Source organism: Variovorax sp. 10N420 (genome assembly GCF_056394705.1).
Genome location: NZ_JBFTIJ010000005.1, coordinates 349,145 through 365,511, shown reverse-complemented (window position 1 = coordinate 365,511; position 16,367 = coordinate 349,145). Strand labels below are relative to the sequence as shown.

General features: G+C 62.1%; 14 protein-coding genes. 13 read left to right on the top strand and 1 reads right to left on the bottom strand.

The annotated features are described in order from the left end of the window. Positions 1–82: 82 nt before the first annotated feature. The 10 genes from AC1DEK_RS15580 (at position 83) to AC1DEK_RS15535 (ending at position 12,313) form a co-directional block, all read left to right on the top strand. Positions 83–1,243, top strand: a complete 1,161-nt coding sequence (locus AC1DEK_RS15580) for an ABC transporter substrate-binding protein (protein WP_478126149.1) — start codon at positions 83–85, stop codon at positions 1,241–1,243. Further along, entirely contained in the window at positions 1,240–2,448 is a 1,209-nt protein-coding gene (locus AC1DEK_RS15575) for a thiolase family protein (protein WP_478126148.1), read from the top strand. Before AC1DEK_RS15580 ends, AC1DEK_RS15575 begins: the two co-directional genes overlap by 4 nt. Next, complete coding sequence (locus AC1DEK_RS15570; protein ID WP_478126147.1) at positions 2,445–3,989, top strand: AMP-binding protein; 1,545 nt, start codon at positions 2,445–2,447, stop codon at positions 3,987–3,989. Before AC1DEK_RS15575 ends, AC1DEK_RS15570 begins: the two co-directional genes overlap by 4 nt. A gap of 13 nt (positions 3,990–4,002) precedes the next feature. Further along, positions 4,003–4,320, top strand: a complete 318-nt coding sequence (locus AC1DEK_RS15565; protein ID WP_478126146.1) for an antibiotic biosynthesis monooxygenase family protein — start codon at positions 4,003–4,005, stop codon at positions 4,318–4,320. Then, positions 4,317–5,474, top strand: coding sequence for an ABC transporter substrate-binding protein (locus tag AC1DEK_RS15560; RefSeq protein ID WP_478126145.1), 1,158 nt, complete (start codon positions 4,317–4,319; stop codon positions 5,472–5,474). Before AC1DEK_RS15565 ends, AC1DEK_RS15560 begins: the two co-directional genes overlap by 4 nt. Before the next feature lie 680 nt (positions 5,475–6,154). After that, a complete protein-coding gene (locus tag AC1DEK_RS15555; protein ID WP_478126144.1) occupies positions 6,155–7,927 on the top strand; it encodes a CocE/NonD family hydrolase in 1,773 nt (590 codons plus the stop codon). An 88-nt stretch (positions 7,928–8,015) separates the two neighbouring features. Continuing rightward, the gene (gene araD / locus AC1DEK_RS15550) at positions 8,016–9,746 is read left to right on the top strand and encodes an L-arabinonate dehydratase (RefSeq protein ID WP_478126143.1); all 1,731 of its coding nucleotides are present in this window, start codon (positions 8,016–8,018) and stop codon (positions 9,744–9,746) included. A 12-nt stretch (positions 9,747–9,758) separates the two neighbouring features. Continuing rightward, positions 9,759–10,106 carry an aldehyde dehydrogenase family protein gene (locus tag AC1DEK_RS15545; protein WP_478126142.1) on the top strand — a complete coding sequence of 116 codons (348 nt, stop codon included), beginning with the start codon at positions 9,759–9,761 and terminating at the stop codon, positions 10,104–10,106. Positions 10,107–10,142: 36 nt separating this feature from the next. Next, positions 10,143–11,294, top strand: a complete 1,152-nt coding sequence (locus tag AC1DEK_RS15540) for a CaiB/BaiF CoA transferase family protein (RefSeq protein WP_478126327.1) — start codon at positions 10,143–10,145, stop codon at positions 11,292–11,294. Then, positions 11,291–12,313, top strand: a complete 1,023-nt coding sequence (locus AC1DEK_RS15535) for an amidohydrolase family protein (protein WP_478126141.1) — start codon at positions 11,291–11,293, stop codon at positions 12,311–12,313. The genes AC1DEK_RS15540 and AC1DEK_RS15535 overlap by 4 nt, the downstream gene beginning before the upstream one ends. Before the next feature lie 48 nt (positions 12,314–12,361). Here AC1DEK_RS15535 and AC1DEK_RS15530 read toward each other — a convergent pair whose 3' ends face one another. Next, positions 12,362–13,051 carry a GntR family transcriptional regulator gene (locus AC1DEK_RS15530; protein WP_478126140.1) on the bottom strand — a complete coding sequence of 230 codons (690 nt, stop codon included), beginning with the start codon at positions 13,049–13,051 and terminating at the stop codon, positions 12,362–12,364. 109 nt (positions 13,052–13,160) lie between these two features. Here AC1DEK_RS15530 and AC1DEK_RS15525 point away from each other — a divergent pair, with 109 nt between their 5' ends. The 3 genes from AC1DEK_RS15525 (at position 13,161) to AC1DEK_RS15515 (ending at position 16,320) form a co-directional block, all read left to right on the top strand. Next, positions 13,161–14,075, top strand: coding sequence for a fumarylacetoacetate hydrolase family protein (locus AC1DEK_RS15525; protein WP_478126139.1), 915 nt, complete (start codon positions 13,161–13,163; stop codon positions 14,073–14,075). 83 nt (positions 14,076–14,158) lie between these two features. Next, on the top strand, positions 14,159–15,145 hold the full coding sequence (locus tag AC1DEK_RS15520; RefSeq protein ID WP_478126138.1) for a Bug family tripartite tricarboxylate transporter substrate binding protein: 987 nt from the start codon (positions 14,159–14,161) through the stop codon (positions 15,143–15,145). A 2-nt stretch (positions 15,146–15,147) separates the two neighbouring features. Next, a complete protein-coding gene (locus tag AC1DEK_RS15515; RefSeq protein ID WP_478126137.1) occupies positions 15,148–16,320 on the top strand; it encodes an enolase C-terminal domain-like protein in 1,173 nt (390 codons plus the stop codon). Positions 16,321–16,367 lie beyond the last annotated feature (47 nt).

Sequence of the window (16,367 nt, the reverse complement as noted above, 5' to 3'; positions counted from 1 at the left end):
TTCGGATCCTGGCGCTGCAGGCCGAAACCCTCGCCTATGCTGCGCCGAACGCTTCGTTCCACTTCGTCGCGGAGGACACCTTGTGAACGCACCGAGAATCCTGAGAAAGCTCCTGCTGTTGTGTTCGAGCGCCTGCCTCGCCGGCTGGATGAGCACGACAGCCTGGGCCGAGATCCACGTCGGCGTCGTGCTCAGCATCACCGGCGCCGCTTCGTCGCAAGGCGGTCCCGAGCGCGACATGATCAGCCTCCTGCCGGACAAGCTAGCCGGCGAGCCCGTTCGCTACACCATCCTCGACGATGCGACCGATCCTTCATTGGCGGTGAAGAACGCGCGCAAGCTGGTCCTGTCCGATCGCGTCGATGTGCTGGTGGGCTCCTCCAACACGCCCAGTTCGCTCGTGCTGGCCGATGTCGCATTGGAAAGCCGCACGCCGCACGTCTCGCTCGCTCCGATGGACGTTCCGGCCAACCAGCACCCCTGGGTTTTCGTCGTGCCCCAGTCGGCCGACCTGATGATCGGCGGCGTGCTGGAGCACATGCAGAAGAACAACGTCAAGACAGTGGGCTACATCGGCTACTCGCAGCCCTGGGGCGACCAGGTCTACCGTAGCCTGACGTCCCTCAGCGGCAAGTACGGCATCAAGGTGCTCAACGATGAGCGCTTCGCCCGCAACGACACGTCGGTCATGCCCCAAGTGCTGAAGACCGTGGCGCTGAAGCCCGATGCCGTGCTGGTCGGCGCCACCGGAACGCCAGCCGCCTTGCCGCACCTGACACTGGTCGAGCGTGGCTACAAAGGCCCGATTTACCACACGCATGGCGTCGTCAACGACGACTTCCTGCGTGTAGGCGGTTCCCGTATCGACGGGGCGCTGGCGCCCATCGGCCCAGTGGTGGTCTACAAGGACCTGCCGGAGGGGGATCCGGTCAAGGCGGCGTCCTTGAAGTTTGCCGCCTTGTATGGAAGGCTGGAACGGCCAGGACCGGTGAACGCGTTCGCCACGTGGGCGTACGACGGCTACCTGCTGCTGGACAAGGCGGCCGCCGCAGCGCTGGCCAAGGCCAGACCCGGCACCGCTGAGTTCCGATTGGCGCTGCGTGATGCGCTCGAGACGCAGACGTCGGGCCTGATCGGCACGAACGGCATCTACCGCATCACAGCCGCCAACCACAACGGACTCGATAGCCGCGCGCGCGTGATGGTGCGTGCTCAGGGCGGCACCTGGCGAGCCGAGCGATGAATCGCGCCTTCATTCCCTACGGTGCCTACTGGTCGTCGCCCTTCGCGCGCTGGCAGGGCAGCCTGTCCCACCTGCACAGCCTGGAGTTCTGCGCTTGGCTCACGCGCAAGACGCTGGACGCGAAGGGCATCGACTCGTCCCTTATCGACTTCGGCGTGCTCGGCACCACCGTGCCACAGCGTGGCGCCTTCTATGGGTTGCCGTGGGTCGCGGCCTTGGCCGGCATGCCGGCATTGGCGGGGCCGACCATTGCCCAAGCCTGCGCCACTTCCGTGCGCTGCCTGACATCGGCGGCGTATGAGGTCACGACCGGCGCATCCGCCTGCGGACTGGTACTGGCGGCGGACCGCGTGTCCAACGGGCCGCAGCTCTACTACCCCGATCCACGTGGCATCGGCGGTACGGGCGAGCATGAGAGCTGGGTGACGGGCTCCTTCGAGCGCGATCCCTGGACGTCACGGTCCATGCTGAGCACCGCGGAATCCGTGGCCGCCCGCTTCGAAATATCGCTCGAGGAACAGCACGAGCTGGTGCTGCACCGCTACGAACAGTACGCCGCCGCGCTCGTGGATGAACGCGCCTTCCATCGCCGCTTCATGCAACTTCCGTTCGATGTGCCCGATACCAGCTTCAAGAAGTCGGTGGCGACGCTGTCCGGCGACGAAGGCATTCATGTCACGACACGGGAAGGCCTCGCCAGGCTGAAGCCCGTGATGCCGGACGGCACCGTGACCTACGGCGCCCAGACCCACCCGGCGGACGGAGCCGCGGGAATGCTGATCGCGACACGCGACCGGGCACGCGAGCTCAGCGCCCGGCCGGATGTGCAGATCGAAATCCTTGCCATGGGCCAGGCGCGCGCCGAGGCCATGCAGATGCCGTATGCGCCGGTGCCGGCCGCGAAGCAGGCCATGGAACGGGCCAGCATGCGCTTCAACGAACTGCATGCGGTGACCACGCACAATCCCTTCGCCGTCAACGATATCGTCCTCGCACGGGAGACCGGACTCTCCCTTTTCGACATGAACGCGTTCGGTTGCTCGCTGGTGTGGGGGCATCCGCAGGCGCCGACCGGCTTGCGCGCCATCATCGAGCTGATCGAGACGCTCGAGATGCGTGGAGGAGGACTCGGGCTGTTCACCGGCTGCGCCGCTGGAGATACAGCCATGGCGCTCGTGCTGCACGTGAGTGACGTCGCCTCATGACCGCCCCCAAGGATCTTGTAGAGCGATATCGGGGCACCGTCGTCGAACTGTTGATACAGGCGGCCATGCAGACGCCGGACCGACCCGCGCTAGTCTGCGAGGGCGAGACCATGAGCTACCTCGACTATTGCAGGGAAGTCATCGCCATTGCCAATCATCTGCGGGAAGCCACGACGCCGGTCCGCGTGGCGGTCATTCTGCGAAATGGATTCGGAGCCTGCATTGCCCACTTCGGCGTGCTGGCGTCGGGAGCCCAGATGCTGCCGATGAATCCGGAGTACACCGCGCGCGAGCTCCATTTCCAGTTGCAGGATGCCGGCTGCGACGCGGTCATCGCGGACCAGGCGCTGCAAGATCTGGTGGCCCCGCTGGCCGAATCCCTGGGCCTGTCGGTGATCTGGATGACCAAAGGTCGTTGGCAGGCAAGCAGTGGCGATCTGGACACCGACAACTTGCCGCCGGAGCTCGCCCCCTCTTCCCTTGCCCTTCTTCAATACACGGGCGGTACTTCGGGACGGCCGAAGGGCGTCAATCTCACACACGCGGCGCTGCGCACAAACGTCGAGCAGAGAGAAGCAATGCTTCCCACGCGGCCTGATGGTGAACGCATCCTCTGCGCCATGCCGCTCTTCCATTCGTACGGAATGGCGATGGGGCTGTATCTTGCGGCGCGATGCGCGGGCACCCTGGTCATCCTGCCCGCATTCCGCCGCGACGACCTCTTCGATGCCATCGAACACCACCGCATCACTCTGTTTCCGGGGAGTCCCTCGATCTACGTGTCGCTGATGGCGCATCCCCGGTTTGAAAGTACCGATTGGTCGTTCTTGCGCATGTGCTATTCGGGTGCATCGGCCCTGCCGCTCGCGGTGCTGCGCCGCTGGGAGAAAACGGTCAAGGTCGCCATCTACGAGGGCTACGGAATGACCGAGGCCGGCCCCGTGCTGAGCTTCAACGGACCTGGCCATTCGGTCAAAGCCGGCTCCGTCGGGCTCCCGCTGCCTGGCACAAGCATCGAGATCGTCGATGCCGAAACGGGGCGGCAATTGCTGGGTGCCGGTGAATGCGGCGAGATCAGGGCGCAGGGCCCGCAGCTCATGCAGGGATACCGCAATCTGCCGGCCGAGACGTCCGAGACCCTGCGGGATGGATGGCTGTACACCGGCGACCTCGGGGAAATCGATGGCGATGGGCACTTGTTCGTCCGCGGTCGCAAGAAGGACCTCATCATCGTGGGCGGCTACAACGTCTATCCCCGTGAGATCGAGGAAGTCCTGCAGGAGCACCCAGGCGTTCTCGAAGCGGCTGTTGTCGGCAAGCCCGACAGCTATCGCGGGGAGATCCTGCTCGCCTTCGTGGTTCCCCGTCCGGGCATGGATGACGCGACCCGCGAGACTGAGCTGGAGCGACATTGCGCGGAGCGGCTCGCACGCTACAAGCAGCCGGCTCGCTACTTTCGGCTTCCATCATTGCCGAAGACCCCCATCAACAAAGTCGACCGGAAGGCCTTGAGCGCCCTGGCGGCTGAGCAGTTTGCCTAACTGGACACTCGCCATGCTGATCTGCATCATCGAATTCAAGGTCCTCCCCGGAATGGAACAACGCAACCGCGAAATGGTTGCGGAGCTGCTCGTTGCCGCGGCGAAGATCGACGGCTTCGTCTCCAAGGAAAGCTTCCTGAGCCGCGACAACGAGGGCAAGCTGATCTCGCTCTCATATTGGCGCGACGCGGAGGCGCTGCGCGCATGGATGCGAGATCCCGAGCATCGCCGGTCGATCCCCATCGGAAAGAACGAGCTGTTCCAGAGCTATGCGATCCAGATTGCGGAACTGGTGCGCGAAAAGGTCTGGACACGTCAGGAGAACGAATGAATATCAGCAAACCGATGCTGAGCTGTGCGAGCATGCTCGCTGCGGCGCTTGCTCTCACTTCCGCGTACGCCGCCGACCTGAAGGTTGGTGTGAGCAGTTCGCTCTCGGGGCCGCTTTCTGCGTTGGGTATCCCCTACGAGAAGGGCATTCGTGCCGCGTTTGCGCTCCATCCGGAGATCGCCGGACGCAAGGTGCAGTTGATCGTGCTCGATGACGCCTCCGACCCCACAACGGCGGCCCGGAACGCGCGCAAGCTCATCAGCGAGGACAAGGTCGATGTGCTGATCGGCACTTCGGGCGTTCCCGGATCGCTGGCGATGGCCTCTGTCGCACGAGAGATGCAGACGCCCTTGATCTCGCCGACGCCGTTCAATCTGCCGGCGGCCGACAGCAGCTGGACAGTGACCGTTTCGCAAGCCTTCCCGGTGATGGTCAACGCCGTGGTTGAGCACATGAAAAAATCCGTCGTGAAGACCGTCGCCTTCATCGGTTATGCCGACGCGCTGGGCGATCTTGCCTACGACTCCCTGGTGAAAAGCGCCGATGTTGCCGGAATCAAGGTGGTGGGCAACGAGCGCTACGGCCGCACCGATGCATCGGTCGCGGGCCAGGTGCTGAAGATCATGGCCGCCCGGCCGGATGCCGTGTTTGCAGGCAACTCCGGCTCGCCAGGCGCCCTGCCCTATCTGGCCTTGAAGGACAGAGGCTACAAGGGCCACATCTACGGCACCCACGGTTTGATCAACGTCGACTTCGTCCGTGTCGCGGCGGCGGCAGCGGATGGATTGATGGTGCCGAGCGGGCCCGTCATGGTTGCGGAAGAGCTGCCAGCGAGCAATGCAGCACGGGAACCTGCCCTGGCATTTCGACGCGTGTATCGGCGCCTGCATGGCACGCTGCCGGAGGACGCCTTCTCGGCCTACACCTTCGATGCATGGCTTCTGTTCGCCAGCGCCGCAGCGCGCGTGGACCGCAAAGTCGAACCGGGCACGCCGCAGTTCCATGCCGCCCTGCGCGATGCGATCGTCAGCACGAAGGCACTTGCCGGCGCGAACGGCACCTACAACTTCAGGCCGGGCCAGCCCTATGGCCTAGAACAGCCGTCCGTCGTTGTCATTCGACTGGAGAAAGGCGCCTGGCGGCTGGTGCCTTAGCCTGAGCATCGGCGTCCCTCCTTCGCTGTCACAGCAACCATCTTGTATGACCCACTCAGGTCGCCACAGCAAAGTTGTCACGCCAGGGCTGTCTGTTCTGGCGATGCCGTAAAGCAACCCTCGCAACTGTTCACTTGCATCGTGCGGAATTTGAGCAAGAGCGTGCGCATTCGATGAAGACTCAGCATCGCAGCGAGCTTCGCATACAGCAAGACAACCTCGTGACCTGAGGCCGAGACGCTGCGCGAGCTGCTGGAGCCAAGGCGGAACGCGAGCACGTGTTACTGACTTCGATGGGGAACTTTCGCCTGTACTTGGCAGCTTCATCATCTATGGAGTACGGCGCACTCCATGCCCTTTTTAGATGGACTCTCCTCGAAATCTATGCTTTTCAGGTCTCAAGTGCGCTCGCACAATCGCGTCCCGAAGGAGGCACCCAATGAACCCACCCGGGCTGCCAAGGGCGCGCGGCTGCAATACCCGAGGAGCTTGAACAGTTCATCGGCAACGAAATTGCGCTACGGCAAGTTGATCAAGGCGGCCAATATTGAGCCTACGCGTTGAAGCCGCGGATCTCACGCAAGATCAAACACAGTCATGCGCATCGACGCCTGCGAAACGCTTCGCGCTGGGTAGCTACGTTTTTCCCAAGCAATTCCCAGTAACAGGAGGTAGAGAAAATGGCGACGGAACCACGCGTCCAAAGTGCGACTGCGAGCGAAGAAGTAGCAGTCCATGCGGACGGCATGCGCATCCTCTGGGACGCGCCTATCAAGATGAGCGACGGCGTCGTCCTGCGCGCTGATATCTTCCTGCCCAAAGCCCCTGGTCGCTATGGCGCAATCATGTCCTACGGTCCCTACGGCAAGGGACTGCCGCTTCAAGTCGGCTACAAGAGCCAGTGGTCGCGCATGATCACCGCCGCACCGGACATCCTGGGCTCAACCGGCAAGTACCAGAGCTGGGAAGTCGTGGACCCCGAGAAATGGGTACCCGATGGTTTCGCCTGTATTCGCGTCGACAGCCGCGGCGCCGGGCGATCCCCTGGTGTGCTCGACACGCTGTCTTCGCGAGAGATTCAGGACTTCTACGAATGCATCGAGTGGGCAGCGACCCAGTCCTGGAGCAATGGCAAGATTGGGCTCAATGGCATTTCCTACTATGCAACCACTCAGTGGCGGGTGGCTGCGCTGCGGCCCCCGCATCTTGCCGCCATCTGCGTATGGGAAGGCGCAATGGACCGATACAGGGATTCGACTCGCCAAGGCGGCATCTACATGCAGTTCAGCGCCGACTGGTATCGCCGGCAGGTGGCTCCGCTGCAGCACGGTTACGGCGAGCGCGGTTATCGCAACCCGAATACTGGTGAACTCGTCGCTGGCCCCGAGACACTGAGCGACGAAGAGCTTGCCGCAAACCGCCTGAGCCTCGCCTCCAATGAGGTGCTTGACCGCCCGTTGCTCGATGACTATTACAAGGAAAGAACACCTGACCTCAGTCGCATCGAAGTACCGCTGCTGTCCGCTGCCAACTGGGGCGGTATGGGACTGCACACGCGGGGAAATTTCGAGGGGTATCTGGGCGCAGGCTCTTCCCAGAAGTGGCTCGAAGTTCACGGTGATTCGCACTTCACGCCGTTCTATCGTAAGTCGGGCGTCGAACTGCAGAAGCGCTTCCTGGCCCACTTCGTACAGGGCAAGGACACGGGCTGGGACCGCCAGCCGCCGGTCCAACTGCATGTTCGGCGCCCGGGAGAACACTTCACGATCCGCGACGAGCAGGAATGGCCGCTGGCACGCACGCAATGGACCAAGTACTACCTGGATCCGGACGCGCGCAGCTTGGGTGCGACACCAGCCACCGGCGCCAGCATCTCCTACAACACGACGGCCGACGGGATCATATTTAAGCTCCCGCCGGCCAAAAATGAACTCGAGATCACTGGCCCCATCGCGGCACGACTGGTGGTTTCCTCAAAAACGGCAGACGCAGACGTCTTCCTCGCGCTACGGCTGTACGCGCCAGATGGCAAGGAAGTCCTATTCGTCGGTTCGAACGATCCGCGCGTCCCGATAGCGTTGGGCTGGCTGCGCGCCTCGCATCGCAAGCTGGACAACGCCAAGTCGCTGCCGTACCGCCCGTATCACACGCACGACGAACTGCAGCCCCTGATTCCTGACGAGCCGGTGGTCCTAGACATCGAGATCGTGCCGACCTGCATCGTGATACCGCCCGGCTACACACTCGCTTTGAACGTGCGCGGCTGCGACTATGAGCACGGCCTCGGTGATGCGGCTCTCCCGAATGCCCCATATCGCATGACCGGGGTGGGACCGTTCACCCACAAGGATCCACAGGACCGGCCGCCCGAGGTGTTCGATGTCGACAACACGTTGCACTTCGTGAAAGGCCGCGAGCCGTTCTTGCTCCTGCCCATTATTCCGCAGCAATGATTGAAGTGTTCTTCTCTTCATGCCGACGAGTGACGCAACGGTGCCGCCACAAGTCCTGTCCATTCCGAAGACAAATGGAGATGTCCCTATGGCCGAACTCGAGAAACTGCGCAGCCGGCGCTGGCTTGCCAACCAGGACATGCGCAGCTACATGCACGGCAGCCGGCTCATGCAGATGGGTTACGACAGCAAGGACTGGGAGGGCAAGCCAGTCGTCGCCATCCTCAACAGCTGGTCAGAATTCAATCCGTGCCATATGCATTTCCGCCAGCGGGTGGACGACGTCAAGCGTGGTGTGTTGCAAAGCGGTGGCTTCCCGCTGGAGATGCCCACGATTTCGCTCAACGACTCTCTCATTAAACCGTCAGCGCTGCTCTACCGCAACATGATGGCCATGGAAGTGGAGGAGATGATCCGCTGCTATCCGGTGGATGGTGTGGTGCTCATGGGCGGCTGCGACAAGACCGGCCCGGCAATGCTTTTGGGCGCCACCAGCGCGGGCGTGCCCACAATCTTTCTGCCGGCCGGCCCGATGCTGCGCGGTAACTCCCGCGGCAAGACGCTGGGCTCTGGCTCTGACGGATTCAAGTATTGGGACGACCGACGCGCAGGCCTCATCTCAGAGGCCGAGTGGAACGGCATCATGGGTGGCATTGCCCGCAGCCCTGGTACCTGCATGACCATGGGGACAGCCAGCACCATGGCCGCCATCATCGAGGCGCTGGGCATGGCGCTACCGGGGGCCTCCTCCATCCCGGCCGTGGACGCGAGCCATCAGCGCATGTCTGCCGAGGCCGGCCGCTGCATCGTAGAGATGGTGCACGGCGACGTTCGACCGACAACCATCCAGACGCGTGAGGCCTTTCTGAACGCGATCATCGTGGCCATGGCCATGGGATGTTCGACCAACGCCATCGTGCACGTTGTTGCCCAGGCTCGCAGGGCCGGTCACGCGATCGGCCTGGAAGACTTCGACCGCATCAGCCGGGACGTGCCGGTCATCGCAAACATCCGGCCGAACGGCACCAGCGCCTATCTGATGGAGGATTTCTACTATGCCGGTGGCCTGCCAGGTCTCATGAAGCGCCTGGAGCACCTTCTTCACTTGGACCAAATGACCGTCTCGGGCAAGACCCTGGGCGACAACATCGCTGTCGCCCAGGTTTACAACGAAGACGTGATCCGTCCGCTCGACAACCCAGTCTATTCAGAAGGTTCGCTCGCCGTGCTGCGCGGCAACCTGGCCCCCAATGGCTGCGTGATCAAGCCCAGCGCTATGGACGCCAAGTTCCTGAGGCACCGCGGGTCGGCCGTGGTGTTCGACGACTATCCGAGCCTCAAGAAGGAGTTGGACAACGAGCAAACGACTCTGACGCCGGACCACGTGATCGTGCTGCGCAATGCCGGCCCCCAAGGTGCCCCGGGCATGCCAGAGTGGGGAATGATCCCCATCCCAACCAAACTGCTCAAGCAAGGCGTGCGCGACATGCTGCGCATCAGCGATGCGCGCATGAGCGGGACCAGCTACGGCGCCTGCGTCCTGCACGTCGCCCCGGAATCGCACGTGGGGGGAAACCTCGCCTTGCTACGCACGGGCGACGTGGTCTCGGTGGACGTCGCCAAACGCAGCATCACCATGGAAGTCAGCGACGAAGAACTCGCAGGGCGCCGGGCGCAGTGGGCCGCCCCTGCGCCACGCTTTGAACGCGGGTATGGGCGCTTGTTCATCGAACACATCCTTCAGGCCGACCAAGGATGCGATTTTGACTTCCTGTTGCCAGCCGAGGGCGCTCCGGCAGGCGAGCCAGACATCTTCTAGGCGCTTCCAGCGTTGACTCCGCAACATGAGGCCGAAGTCTTGCGTCGACACTGCGTCCTGCTCGAAGCGCGACGTGAGCACGGCTGCACGGGTGTCGCCACGAAGGGCATTTATGAGCGCTTCATCGCCGAGATGCGGCGCAAAATTTCTGAGCTTCGTATCGGCCACTCGCTCGATGTCGATTCGCAGATTGGGCCGATGGCCAGTCGCGAACAGTTCGAGCGGGACCTTTCCTATATTGCATTGGCCCGCAGCGCAGAAGGGAGCATCGTCGGCGGCGAGCCGCTCACGCGCGGTAGCAACGGCTTCTACGCTGCTGAGTCCTATACCACCGTGAAGACGGGCTATATCCGCGCATAACCGTGCTGCGGGTCAAGAGCACTACCGATGAACAATATGGCTCAAGCAACCCCCCGAGGCGCCCTTCAAGGACTGCGCATTGTCGATCTCTCTCGCGTCCTGAGCGGGCCCTACTGCACTCAGATCCTGGCCGATCACGGCGCCAGCGTGCTCAAGGTCGAGCCTCCGACAGGAGACGAGACTCGCACCTGGGGACCTCCTTTCCTCGACGACGTAGCCTCATACTTTCAAGGCGTAAACCGCAACAAGCGCGCCATGTGCCTAGACCTTTCGCAGCCCGAAGGACGCGATCGCGTGCTGGAGCTTTTGGCGCGAGCAGACGTGCTGGTCGAGAACTTCAAGACCGGAACGATGGGGCAATGGGGCCTCGCTTACGAGGAGATCGCCCATCGCTTTCCGCGACTGATCTATTGCAGCATCTCGGGCTTTGGAAGCGATGGTCCCTTGGGCGGGCTGCCTGGCTATGACGCGGCGGTTCAGGCGATGTCCGGCATCATGAGCGTCAATGGAGAGCCAGATAGCGCCCCGACACGCGTTGGCATTCCCATTGTGGACCTCGTCACAGGCTTGAACGCCACGATCGGCATCACGATGGCCCTGCATGAGCGCGAGCGCAGTGGCCGCGGACAGCATGTGGAACTATCGCTTTTCGACTGCGCCCTGTCGATTCTGCATCCGCACACGGCGAATTTCTTGGCTTCAGGGAAAGTTCCGCGGCGAACGGGCAACGCTCACCCCAACATAGCACCCTACGAGACCGTGTCGACACGCACGACACCAATTTTCTTGGCGGTTGGAAACGAGCGGCAGTTTCAGCGACTGTGCGAAGTGCTTGGCGCCCCCCAATTGGCCGAGCAGTCGAAGTTTCGCACCAATCGGGACCGATCAACCAACCGTGTCGAACTCAGCAAGGGGTTGGCTGCACTCATGCGCGACCACGACGGACAAGAGTTGGCTGATCGTCTGATGAAGGCCGGCGTGCCATGTTCCAGCGTTTTCGACGTCAACATGGCGTTGAATCATCCGCACACGCAACATCGCGGCATGCTGGTGCGTATCGAGGACTATCAGGGAATCGCGTCTCCGATTCGCCTAGCGCGAACTCCGGCGACCTATCGACAAAAGCCTCCGCGCCTCGATGAGCATCAGTTCGCCTTCGACTTCTTGGATTCGCAGACGTCCCCATGACTGAGAACCGACCTGCACCGGGATCCAAGGCATGGCTCGCGCTGGCACACGAAGCTGCCATCGATCCTCAACGGCCGATCATCGATCCGCACCACCACTTGTGGCCGGCGACGGCCCTTCGGCCAGCGTACCTGCTGGCGGACTTTTGGTACGACACCCAGTCGGGCCACAATATCGAGAAGACCGTGTTCGTCGAAACCCGCGCCTCGTACCGCGACGGCGGGCCGGAAGCCATGCGGCCGGTTGGCGAGACCGAGTTCATTGCCCGCATTGCGCGAGCCAGCCTCGAAGGCGGCGGTGGGGCCATCGTCTCGGCAATCGTCGGTTTCGCCGACCTTCGTGCTCCTGAGAAAGAGCTCAGATCCGTACTGCACGCGCACGAGCAAGCCGGAAGCGGCCTGTTCCGCGGTATTCGGCAAGCGGGCGCGTTTGAAGCAAATGCGGACATGCTCACCATTCGGCCGCATGCGCCCCCTGGACTTTATGCGAATGCCGGCTTTCGGGTGGGCGTGTCCATGCTAGGAGAACTCGGACTCACCTACGACACCTGGCACTACCACCATCAGAACCCAGCGTTTGCTGAACTAGCGCGCGCAGTGCCAGCGACGACTATGGTGCTCGACCACTTCGGCACCCCCCTTGGGGTTGGCCCCTACGCCACACAGCGTGAAACGATTTTCGAGCAATGGAAGCATGACATCGCCGAGATCGCCAAGTGCCCAAACGTCGTCGCCAAAATCGGCGGCCTCGCGATGCCCGACAACGGCTTTGGGTGGAACAAGCGCGAGACGCCTGCTACTTCTGACGAACTGGTCGAGGCGCAGGCACGCTACTACCACCACGCGATCGAGTGTTTTGGCCCTGCTCGCTGCATGTTCGAGAGCAACTTCCCAGTCGATCGCCGATCGCTCCCATACTCTGTGTATTGGAATGCGATGAAGAAGATTGCAAAACGCTACTCGGAAGATGAGCAACACGCGATGTTCTACGGTACTGCCCAACGCATATACCGACTCTAAGTGGCCAAGCCCGCGATCGGCCCACCGCACGTGCTCGCGGCAACCAGGTTACTTAGTGCTGCCGACAATCAGCCCGTGGGTGTGCTGGAGGTGCGCCGACAGTGCGTCCACGGCAGCGTCAGCCTGCCGATCAATCACAAGCCTTGCAATCGCATCGTGCTCTTGCTCGCGTGCACCGTAGTCTCTGTCTCGCGCGAGATGTTGATACCGAATCGCATGGTCGAACAAGTCAGCGCAAAGAGCAATCATTCGATCGGACCGACAGCCTGAGATCAGCGCCTGGTGAAACGCCTTGTGAGGTGCATCCCAGTCTGGGTTGAGCGAGCGACGGTTGTCCGCGTCGATTAGGTATCGCGGGACTTTGCTCAATCGGTGTAGCGCCAAAACGACCCCTTCCTCCCAAGCGTTGCGGCCGTGCTTGATCGAGTCCCTCAGCGCGGCCTCATACGTCCAGATACGTGCGAGAGTCAGCGATTCGAAGTCAGCGGTGCATGCAGGCGAAACGGTAAAGCCGCGCTGCTCCTCGTGTTGTACCAGCTGCTCGCGCGTCAGTCGGTTGAGCGCCTCTCTAACCGGAATCGCGCTCAGCCCAAGCTGCTGGGCGAGGTGCGTGAGCCGCAACCGCGTCCCGGGCTCAAGCTGCCCCCGCAAGATCTGCTCCCGAAAGTGATGGTAAGCGCGGAGGGTGTCGGTCTGGGGCGGGACTGCGGCGATTGCGCCAACGTCAAGGCTGTTCATTCTTCATTTATATACGATATCGAGCTAATCTAGGTAGAAACGCGAACTGGCATATCCACAATGAAAATATATACTTTTCATCACGTATCGATCTTTAATATCACATTATATGCGCATCGCCCGATTTCTTTCTCCTCTTGGACCTCGCCTTGGCCTTGTCGCCGCCGACGACAAAGTCGTCGATCTGGTTGCCGCAGCTCAAGAGCAGCGCCTTGACTGGTTCGTGCCAGCGGCCAGTGACTTGCGCCTCTTCGTCGCCGGCGGCGCTGCACTGCGTGAGATCGCCTCAACCATTGCCCATCGAAGCCAACTGCCAGCCTTGGACATGGCATCGCTGCGCCTGCTGGCACCCTTTGAGGCCGGCTCAAAGATCCTCGCGCACGTGGTCAACTACTACGGTCACGACAAAGAGGCGAAGGTCAAGGTTCCGGCCAAGCCGTTCTTCTTTCAGAAGCCAACCAGCAGCGTCGCCAATCCCGGCGACACGATCGTTGCGCACAGTGCGTCCCAGAAACTCGATCACGAAGTTGAGATCGGAATCATGATCGGTCGGGGCGGCCGGAATATCGATGCAGCGCAGGCATTCGATCACGTGGCAGGCTATATGGTGCTGAACGACGTCAGCTACCGGGACTTCCAGATGAACGATGGATACCCTGATCTCAACACGTCATACGGAAAAAATTGGACGCAAGCGAAAGGCCTCGATGCCGCTTGCCCGATGGGCCCGGTGCTCGTGCTTACCGACGAGTTGCCGGAACCCTATCCACTGCGCAAGCAGTGCCGAGTCAACGGCAAGCTGCGTCAGGACGCGAACTCTGCGGAGATGATTCACAAAGTGCCAGCTCTCATTGCGGAGGTCTCCAAGGGCATGACCTTGTGGCCAGGCGACGTGATTGCTACAGGCACGCCCGCGGGCGGTGGCCTCGGCGATGGAGTCTGGCTGAAGCCAGGCGACGTCGTCGAATGCGAAGTCGAGCGCCTCGGCATCCTGCGGAGCGTGGTTGCGGCCGACTCGGACTGAATCGGCATTCCATCGCCTTGTGGTCCGCGGCGCAGAGCATCAATGGCCTGGCGGCCTGACGCAAAAACGAAAGGAAACTGACGATGTCGATGTTCAACCGGCGGCACATGCTCGCGTGGGCGGCTGGCCTCGCGGCCTTGCCAGCCCACTCAAGCGGCTATCCGGACAGGCCGATCAAACTGGTGGTTGGTTTTCCACCTGGCGGGTTCACAGACGTGTCTGCTCGACTGTTCAGCGATCAATTTCGCGCGCTGACGGGTCAACCCCTGATCATCGAAAACCGGAGCGGCGCCGCTTCCACGATTGCTGCCGGGGTCGTTGCGAAGTCCCCGCCTGACGGCTACACACTGCTGTGGGGCCACACCAATTCACACACCATTGCCCCGGCGATCACCCGCAAGCTGAGTTACGACGCAAAGCAGGACTTCGTGCCAGTCTCGTTGATCGGCTTCACGCCTTTCGTGCTGGTGATCAACCCGGATCGGGTTTCCGCGAGATCGGTCAGCGAGCTGGTCGCACTGGCCAAGGCTCGACCGGGCAAGCTGCAGTGCGCGTCGGCCGGCACCGGCAGCAACCAGCATGTCGCCATCGAGGCGATGTCTGAGGCCGCCGGCATCAGCCTCAATCACATCCCCTATAAGGGCAGCGGCCCAGTGGCGGTGGACCTGATCGGAGGCTCCGTCGACATGAGCATCGACGGACTCACCTCGACGCTGCCGCACATCGAGTCGGGAAGGATGAAGGCGTTGGCCGTCTTCAGCCGTGCACGCGTGCCCCAATTGCCCGAGGTACCCACGATGACGGAGGCGGGCCTGCCCGGCCTTGATCTGGCGTCGTCGTGGGTTGGTGTTCTCGCTCCCGCCGGCACTCCCACAGCCATCGTCGACCAACTGAACAAGACCTTCACACAGATCAGCCGAGCCGACGGTATGGCAGCGCGTTTCGAAAACGCTGGCGGCCTGCTCGGCGAGACGATGAGCCCGACGCAATTCGCCGCCTTCCTGGAGACGGAAGTTGCTCGGATCCGGAGCCTCGTCAAGACTCGAAATATCACATTGGAGATGACTTAGAGATGCGCATCCTGGAAGTACGCGAGGCTGCCTTGCCCATGCGCAGCGATCTGCGCAATTCAGTCTTCTCTTTCGCGGAGATGACAGTCTCGATTGTCGCGGTGAGAACCGACAGGTTTGTGGATGGCGTGCCCGTCATCGGATACGCCTTCAACTCCATCGGCCGGTACGCATGCGGGGAACCGATGCGGGCTCGGTTCATACCCAGACTCACGCAGGTGTCGCCAGAGTCCTTGCTCGATTCCGAAGGATTTCTCGATCCTTCCAAGGCATTGCAGTGCATGCTTGTTGGCGAAAAGCCGGGCGGCGACGCCGCACGGTCGGTGCCGCTAGGCACGATCGAGACAGCCCTGTGGGACGCCACAGCCAAAGCTCGACGTGTTCCGCTGGCAGAGCTGATCTCTCAAGTGTGGCGGCAACGCCCAATGCAAGCCAGGGTACCTTGTTACGTCGGTGGCGGTTGGTACCGGCCTGACAGCAAACCTGGCGACGTGACCGAGGAGCTCCAGCGCCACATCGACGCGGGATACACCCACATGAAAATCAAGGTGGGCGGTTTGTCCCTGCCGGAAGACATCGGCCGCGTCGAGGAGGCGCTGAAGCTCCTCGGCGATCCAGATCGCCTCTCGGTCGATGCCAACGGGCGTTTCTCCACCCAGGAGGCTCTGGAGTATGCCCGCGCCCTGGCTCCATACGACCTGCGCTGGTTTGAAGAGCCCTGCCATCCGAACGACTTCCGCGCTGCGGCTGCAGTGGCAGAGGCTTATCCCGGAGCGCTCGCGACGGGCGAGAACCTGTTCAGCCCCCATGACGTCTGGAACCAGGTGCGATTCGGTGGATGGCGCCAAGACCTTGACTATCTGCAGATGGACCCACCGCAAATCTATGGCATCGCGACGTATGCCAACCTCGTCAAGGAACTCGCGACGGAGGGCTGGGATGCCTCCCGGCACTTCCCGCACGGCGGCAATCAAATGTCCCTCGCGCTTGTCGCCGGTCTGGGACTCGGTGGTTGCGAAGCCTATCCGGGATTCTTCGGTGCTTTCGGCGGCTACGCGGACGACTGCCACGTGTCCGACGGTTGGATGCCCTCTCCCCAGAGGCCAGGCATCGGCTTCGAAGGGCAAAGTCGCCTCTACGCATTGATGCGCGAAGTCGCAGGCGACTGGTTCTAAATGGCGCGGCTTGAGGAAGGTCTTTCCACAAGCCCGCTTTCCTTGAA

Coding starts and splice junctions, on each gene's coding strand:
- AC1DEK_RS15575 (WP_478126148.1), top strand. CDS start 1,240: ATGAATCGCGCCTTCATTCCCTACGGTGCCTACTGGTCGTCGCCCTTC.
- AC1DEK_RS15570 (WP_478126147.1), top strand. CDS start 2,445: ATGACCGCCCCCAAGGATCTTGTAGAGCGATATCGGGGCACCGTCGTC.
- AC1DEK_RS15565 (WP_478126146.1), top strand. CDS start 4,003: ATGCTGATCTGCATCATCGAATTCAAGGTCCTCCCCGGAATGGAACAA.
- AC1DEK_RS15560 (WP_478126145.1), top strand. CDS start 4,317: ATGAATATCAGCAAACCGATGCTGAGCTGTGCGAGCATGCTCGCTGCG.
- AC1DEK_RS15555 (WP_478126144.1), top strand. CDS start 6,155: ATGGCGACGGAACCACGCGTCCAAAGTGCGACTGCGAGCGAAGAAGTA.
- araD (WP_478126143.1), top strand. CDS start 8,016: ATGGCCGAACTCGAGAAACTGCGCAGCCGGCGCTGGCTTGCCAACCAG.
- AC1DEK_RS15540 (WP_478126327.1), top strand. CDS start 10,143: ATGGCTCAAGCAACCCCCCGAGGCGCCCTTCAAGGACTGCGCATTGTC.
- AC1DEK_RS15535 (WP_478126141.1), top strand. CDS start 11,291: ATGACTGAGAACCGACCTGCACCGGGATCCAAGGCATGGCTCGCGCTG.
- AC1DEK_RS15530 (WP_478126140.1), bottom strand. CDS start 13,051: ATGAACAGCCTTGACGTTGGCGCAATCGCCGCAGTCCCGCCCCAGACC.
- AC1DEK_RS15525 (WP_478126139.1), top strand. CDS start 13,161: ATGCGCATCGCCCGATTTCTTTCTCCTCTTGGACCTCGCCTTGGCCTT.
- AC1DEK_RS15520 (WP_478126138.1), top strand. CDS start 14,159: ATGTCGATGTTCAACCGGCGGCACATGCTCGCGTGGGCGGCTGGCCTC.
- AC1DEK_RS15515 (WP_478126137.1), top strand. CDS start 15,148: ATGCGCATCCTGGAAGTACGCGAGGCTGCCTTGCCCATGCGCAGCGAT.